Genomic DNA, 6761 nt, shown 5'->3' on the forward strand with positions numbered 1-6761 from the left:
TCAGTCCTTGTCCACGGGCGCGAACGACCGTTCCGGAGCGGGCCGCGGGATGGGCGGTTCTTCGTTCCACCGGCGGGCCAGCAGGACGGCTTCGTCGTTGTGTTCGCCGAGCAACGGCGGCCGCGCGCTCGGCCGCAGCGGCTCGCCGTCGAGGAGGACGCCGTTGCCGCTGGCGCGCAGCGTGCGCTCGGATCCGCCGGGGAACGGAAGTTCCGTGAAGAAGCCGCGGTGGGTGAGCTGTTCCGAATCGATCGCCTGCGGCACGGTGAGGATCCGGGCCGCCGGCACCCCCGCGCCGGACAGCAGCTTCTCCCATTCGAGGGCGGATCGCCGCCCCAGTGCCTCGTTCAGTTCGGCGTCGAGGTCCGCGCGGTGGGCCTTGCGGTCCTCGCGGTCGGCGAACCGCGGGTCGGTGATCAGCTCGGGCCGTCCGACCAGCGAGCAAAGGGTGACGAACTGCTCCTGCCGGTTCGCCGCGATGTTCAGCGGGCCGTCGGCGGCGAAGAACGTCCCCGAGGGCGCTGCCGTCGCGTTGTCCCGCCCCATCGGGACCGGCGGGACGCCGCTGATGACGTAGTTCGAGACCGCCCAGCCCATGGCCGAAATGGACGCCTCGAGCATCGACAGGTCCAGAAAGGACCCTTCGCCCGTGCGGTCCCGGCCGACCAGGGCCGCCGAGATGGCCAGTGCCGCCATCAAGCCGCCGACGGTGTCGGAGACCGGAAAGCCCACGCGCAGCGGGGCGGTCTCCGGCGTTCCGGTCACGCTCATCATGCCCGAGAGGCCTTGGATGATCTGGTCGTAGGCCGGGGCCTGGCTCATCGGTCCACTTTGGCCGAACCCCGAGATGGCGCAGTACACCAAGCCGGGATTGAGCGCGCGCAGCGTGTCCCAGCCGAAGCCGAGCCGGTCGAGCACGCCCGCCCGGTAGTTCTCCAGGACGACGTCCGCGCCGCGAACGAGGTCCTGGAAGAGTTCCCGCTGCCCGGTGTCCTTGAGGTCGAGCTCGATCGACTTCTTGCCGGCGTTCTGCGCCAGGAACGACGTCCCGATCCCGGCCCGGTTCAGGGCCGCGTCCGGTCCCAGGTTCCGGGCGAGATCGCCCGAACCCGGCAGCTCGACCTTGACCACCTCGGCCCCGAACAGCATCAGCTGATAGCTGCAGTACGGTCCCGCGAGGACGTTGGTCAGGTCGAGCACCCGGATACCGCGAAGCGGTCGTTTCGTCATTCCCTCTCCTTGCACCAGAAGACGAGCGCGGCCGGAGTCAGCCGGCGAACGGATGGTCGAAGCCCCGCTCGCTCATCCGCGTTGCGGACTCGATGAGATCGGCGACGAACTCGGCGATCCGGTCCTCGGAGAATCGGACGGTGGGGCCGCTCAACGACAACGCGGCGGCGACGGTACCGTTCTTGCCGAGCACGGGGACCGCCACGGCCGACAGGCCCGCTTCGCGTTCGCCGTGACTCACCGCGTACCCCTGGTCCGCCGCCTCGATCAGTCCTTTGTGGATACTGTCCGCCTGGTCGACGCCGCCGGGGGAACTGCGCGCGATCCTCTTCAGCAAAGCAGGAGAAGCGTCGCGGAGCAAGACTTTCGACGAAGCACCACCCCACAAGGGAAGTTCGTCACCGACCCGGACGACGTGCCGCAGCGGCTGCGGGCTTTCCTGCTGCGCAACGCAAACCCGGTACATGTCCCGCCGCACGTAGAGGTTCACCGTCTCCCGTTGACGATCGCCGAGCTCGCGCATCAGCTGCATCATCTCCGCCGGCAGCTCCCAGCTCTGCCGGGCGAGGTGCGCCCACCGCCACAGCCCGGGTCCGGCCATGTAGCCCTTGCTGGTCGACCACAGCAAGCCGTTGAGCTCCAGCGTCTGCGCCAGCCGGATCGCCGTCGTCTTCGCGAGACCGGTCGCCTTCACGATGTCGGAGATCGTGACGGTGGGCCGCTCGTCGGTCAGCAACCCGAGGATGTCCAGTGCGCGCTGGACGCTCCGCACACCCCCCTCGCCGGACGAGCCATCGCGCTCCTCGGCCCCGTCAGCCTTCATCGCCGCACACCCCTTCGTCGCGTTGCGGGTCCCCGGCCGGCGGACCAGTTCGCAACAGTTTCGGATCCCGCTCTTGCCACCGGCAGGTAGCTGACCGTACGTTACACGGAGTCCGCACAGCGGTCCAGATGTGCCGTTTGATGGTTCACAAGGGAGTGTGGCGGTGCTGGAGCAGATCCTCGAAGCCGCGAAATCCGACGCCCCGGTCGAGGCCGCCGCGTTCGTCGCCGGGCAGTGGTCCCGCGACGGATCGGCCGCCGAACGCATCGGCCCCTACCAGCGAAAAGTGGTGTCCACGTCCTTCACCGCGGACGACGGCCAGGTCGCCCGCGCGGTCCGGTACGCCGCCGCGTCCGCGCCCGTCGTCGCACGCCTGGCCCCGGCCTCCCGCGCGGCGATCCTCGAGCGAGCTTCGCGACTGGCTCACGAGCACCGGGACGGCATCGCCCGGCTGATCGCCCTCGAACTCGGGAAACCCCTCAAGGACGGGCGGGGCGAGCTCGACCGCGTCGCGGACACCTTCGCCGTCTGCGCCGCCGAAACCCGCCACATCGGCGGGGAGAACCTGCCGGTCGCCGGCTGGGAACGCGGGGTCGGCAACACCGCCCTGACCTACCGCGCGCCGGCCGGGGTGGCCCTGGCGATCACGCCGTTCAACGCCCCGGCGAACCTGCTGGCTCACAAGCTGGGCGCCTCGTTCGCCGCCGGCAACACCACGCTGGTCAAGGCTCCGCCCCAGGCACCGGCCACGACCGCGGCGGTCGTGGCTTTGCTGCTGGAAGCGGGCATGCCGCCGGAGGCGGTGCAACTGCTGCACGGCGGCGGTGACGTCGGCGCCGCCCTGTGCGCGGCCCGCGAGGTCGCCGTCATCAGCTTCACCGGCAGCGCCGAAACCGGCAACGCCGTCGCCCGCGCCGCCGGCGCGAAACGCCTGGTCCTGGAACTCGGCGGCAACGCCGCGACGCTGGTGTGCGCCGACGCCGACCTCGCCCTCGCCGCCAAGACCTGCGCCCGCACCGGCTACAGCAACTCCGGCCAGAGCTGCATCTCCGTCCAGCGCGTGTACGTGCACCGCAGCCGGTTCGAGGACTTCCTCACCGCGTTCCGCACCGAGGTCGAGGGCCTGCGGGTCGGCGATCCCCTGGACGAGGCCACCGACGTCGGCTCGATGGTCGACGAGCAGGCCGCGGCCCGCGTCGAAAAGTGGACCTCCGAAGCGGCAGCCGGGGGCGCGCGAGTACTGCTGGGCGGCACCCGCGACGGGGCGACGCTGCTGCCCACCATCGTCGCCGACCCCTCCCCGGACGCCACCGTCGTCGTCGAGGAGGTGTTCGGCGCGCTGGTTGCCGTGCTGCCGTTCGACGACCTCGACACCGTGATCGCCTCGTGCAACACCAGCCGGTTCGGGCTGCAGGCCGGGATCTTCACCCAGGACATCGGCACGATCTTCACCGCGTGGCGCGAACTGCAGGTCGGCGGGCTGATCGTCAACGGCTCGTCGAACTTCCGCCTCGACCACGTGCCCTTCGGCGGGGTCAAGGACTCCGGCTTCGGCCGCGAATCGCCCGCGCCCATGATCGACGACTACACCGTCGTCAAGACCCTCGTGCTGCGCAACCTGTCCATCTGGGGCGAGCAGTGACCGAAATCGCCGAGCGATAAGAGGAGTTCGACTTCGATGAGCCACCCCGCCCCGACCATCACCGCCGCCGACGCGCTCGTCCGCCAGCTGGAGTCCTACGGCGTCGAGTACGTCTTCGGCCTGTGCGGGCACACCAACATCGCGTTCCTGGACGCTCTGGGCCGCAGCCGCATCGAGTTCGTCATGGCCCGCCACGAGCAGGCCGCCGCGCACGCGGCCGACGGCTACGCCCGCGCCACCGGCAAGCCCGGCGTCCTGCTGGTGCACGTCGGCCCCGGCATGATGAACGCGGTCACCGGCGTGGCCACCGCGGCGTTCGACTCGGTCCCGCTGATCACGATCTCCGGCGACATCCCGTCGTACTACCACGGCCGGCACCCGCACCAGGAAGTCAACCTGCACGCCGACGCCGACCAGACCGCGATCTACCGCCCGTTCGTCAAGCGGGCCTGGCAGGTGCACCGCGCCGAGGACCTCGCCCGGTTCACCGAGCGCGCGTTCTGGACGGCGACCTCGGGCCGCCCCGGCGCCGTGCTGCTCAGCGTCCCGATGGACCACTTCTCCCGCGAAGTCCCGCTCGTCGAGTACCCGCTCGTCGCGCACACGGCGAAGCCCGCGCTGTCCGACGCCGACGCGCAGCGGATCGCGCAGGCCCTGGCCGGGGCCGAACGCCCGCTCGTCTACCTCGGCGGCGGCCTCCGCTCACCGGAAGGACGGGCCGCGCTGCTCGAACTGGTCGAGCACCTCGACATCCCGGTGGCCCACTCCCTGATGGCCAAGGGCACCCTGCCCGACCGGCACCCGCTCGTCATGGGCATGACCGGGTTCTGGGGCCTCGAGCTGACCAACGAGTACACCCGCAAGGCCGACGTCGTCCTCGCCCTCGCGACGCGGTTCGCCGAGACCGACGCCAGCTCGTGGAACTCGGAGTACACCTGGGCCTTCCCGCCGGGCCGGCTGATCCAGATCGACCTCGACGCGGCCGAGATCGGCCGCAACTATCCCGTCGAGATCGGCGCGGTCGCCGACGTGAACCACGCCGTGCCGGCGATCACGGCCGCCGTCAAGAGCCTGGTGGCCGAGCCGGCCGAGCGGGCCGACGTCCGCGAGCAGATCGGCACGGTCCGCGCCGACCTGTTCGCCGCGAGCCAGGAACGCGGTCGCAGCACCGACTTCCCGCTGCGGCCCGAGCGAATCCTCGAGGACCTGCGCACGACACTGCCCGCCGACGCCGTGCTGGTCACCGACGTCGGCTGGAACAAGAACGGCGTCGCCCAGTGCTACGAACTGCCCGAAGAGGGCCGGTTCATCACCCCTGGCGGCGCGTCCACGATGGGCTTCGGCCCGGCGGCCGCGGTCGGCGTGCAGTTGGCCCAGCCCGACCGCGTCGTCGTCGCGCTGGTCGGCGACGGCGGGATGAGCGCCCAGCTGCCCGCCGTGCCGCTGGCCGTCGAGCGGGGCCTGCCCGTCCTGTTCGTGGTGATGAACAACCGGGCGCACGGCACCATCGCGGACCTGCAGGCCCACAACTTCGGCCAGAGCTTCGGCTGCGAGTTCCGCGACCGCGACGGCAACCCCTTCTCCCCCGACTTCGCCGCCTTCGGCCGGTCCTGCGGTGCCGACGGCTACACCATCGAACGCCCCGAGGATCTCGCCGCCGCCCTGCGCGAGGCGATCGCGAACCGCCGTCCGGCCGTGCTCGACGTCCCCATGGTCAACGAGCCGATACCGACGCCGGGGCACTGGAACATCAACGACATCTACCAAGGCGTCTTCGAATGATCCCCACCACCGCACACAACGGAGTGTCCCGCATGAACCGACCCGGAATCAGACGTCTCCTGGCTTCGATGACCCTGCTGGCCGCGGGCGCCGCGGCCGCCTGCAGCGCACCCGGCGGCTCGTCGCCGTCCACATCGGACAGCAGCGGCCCCATCAAGATCGCCGTGGTCAACGCGCAGAGCGGCCAGCTCAGCTCACTGGGCGCGTGGGAGTACAAGGGCGCGAAGCTGGCCGTGGACCAGTGGAACGCCAAGGGCGGCGTGAACGGCCGCAAGATCCAGCTCGACGTCTTCGACGACGCCGGCGACCCGACCGTGGGCACCAACCTGGCGCGCAAGATCGCCAGCGAGGGCTACATCGCGATGATCGGGACCGCCGAAAGCGCGGTCACCGTGGCGATGGCGCCCGTCCTGCAGCAGTCGAAGATCCCGAGCATCACCTCCGGGCAGTCGCCGGCCATCATCGCGGTGAAGAGCCCGTTCCAGTTCCTCAACGGGCCGACGAGCACGACCTATGACGAGACGCTCGGCAAGTACCTGGTGGACCTGAAGGGCCAGAAGAACATCGCGTTCATCACGAACAACGGCTCCTACGGCAAGGGTGAGCACGACGCGTTCGGCAAGGTGCTGACCGCCCGCGGGATCACGCCGGTCGACGACCAGGTCGTCACCACCGACCAGAAGGACTTCAGCGCCGCGCTGACCTCCATCCGGCAGAAGAACCCGCAGGTGCTGTTCGTCGGGACCGAGGAGGTCGAGGCGGGGCTCATCGTCAAGCAGGCCCGCGAGCTGGGCATCACCGCGACCATCGCCGGCGCCGCTCCGATGGGCACGACGGTGTACCTCACCACGGCCGGCGCGAGCAACGCCGAAGGCACGGTCGTGAGCAGCCCGTACCTCAGCAACGAAACCAGCGACGCGGCCCGCCAGTTCGCCCAGGCGTACAAGGCGGCGTACAACGAGGACGCGGAACTGCACGGGGCCAAGGCCTACGACGGCACCAGCATCTTCCTCACCGCGCTGAAGACGTCGAACGGCGCCACCGGCCAGCAGCTCGCCGACGCCATCCGCGGCACGAAGTACCCGGGCCTGCTCGGCGGCTTCACGTTCGACCAGACCGGGGTCGGCATCCACGCCACGTCGATCGGTGTCATCACCGGCGGCAAGCTCGTCGCGGCTCCCGCCAGCTGACTCGCCCCCGAGGGGCCGCGCGGTTCGCCCCGGCCATTATTGCCCGGCCCGATCCGGCTGTGGCCCACTGGTACGGAAGGTTTCCCGTGCTTCA

Annotated in this window: 5 protein-coding genes; 3 read left to right on the forward strand and 2 right to left on the reverse strand. The window is 70.4% G+C overall.

The window, feature by feature from the left end:
* The gene (locus AB0M59_RS46200) at positions 1-1230 is read right to left on the reverse strand and encodes a CoA transferase (RefSeq protein WP_364628401.1); all 1230 of its coding nucleotides are present in this window, start codon (positions 1228-1230) and stop codon (positions 1-3) included.
* 37 nt (positions 1231-1267) lie between these two features.
* The gene (locus tag AB0M59_RS46205; protein WP_364628403.1) at positions 1268-2053 is read right to left on the reverse strand and encodes an IclR family transcriptional regulator; all 786 of its coding nucleotides are present in this window, start codon (positions 2051-2053) and stop codon (positions 1268-1270) included.
* 163 nt (positions 2054-2216) lie between these two features.
* Between AB0M59_RS46205 and AB0M59_RS46210 the strand changes: the two genes are divergently transcribed.
* From AB0M59_RS46210 to AB0M59_RS46220, 3 genes are read left to right on the forward strand one after another with little or no spacing between them, the layout of a single operon-like run.
* Entirely contained in the window at positions 2217-3695 is a 1479-nt protein-coding gene (locus AB0M59_RS46210) for an aldehyde dehydrogenase family protein (protein ID WP_364628405.1), read from the forward strand.
* Between the two features lie 36 nt (positions 3696-3731).
* On the forward strand, positions 3732-5477 hold the full coding sequence (locus tag AB0M59_RS46215; RefSeq protein WP_364628407.1) for a thiamine pyrophosphate-binding protein: 1746 nt from the start codon (positions 3732-3734) through the stop codon (positions 5475-5477).
* Positions 5478-5509: 32 nt separating this feature from the next.
* Positions 5510-6667, forward strand: a complete 1158-nt coding sequence (locus AB0M59_RS46220) for an ABC transporter substrate-binding protein (RefSeq protein WP_364628409.1) — start codon at positions 5510-5512, stop codon at positions 6665-6667.
* Positions 6668-6761 lie beyond the last annotated feature (94 nt).

This window comes from Amycolatopsis sp. NPDC051371 (assembly GCF_040682155.1).
Classification (GTDB): domain Bacteria; phylum Actinomycetota; class Actinomycetes; order Mycobacteriales; family Pseudonocardiaceae; genus Amycolatopsis.

Coding starts and splice junctions, on each gene's coding strand:
- AB0M59_RS46200 (WP_364628401.1), bottom strand. CDS start 1,230: ATGACGAAACGACCGCTTCGCGGTATCCGGGTGCTCGACCTGACCAAC.
- AB0M59_RS46205 (WP_364628403.1), bottom strand. CDS start 2,053: ATGAAGGCTGACGGGGCCGAGGAGCGCGATGGCTCGTCCGGCGAGGGG.
- AB0M59_RS46215 (WP_364628407.1), top strand. CDS start 3,732: ATGAGCCACCCCGCCCCGACCATCACCGCCGCCGACGCGCTCGTCCGC.
- AB0M59_RS46220 (WP_364628409.1), top strand. CDS start 5,510: ATGAACCGACCCGGAATCAGACGTCTCCTGGCTTCGATGACCCTGCTG.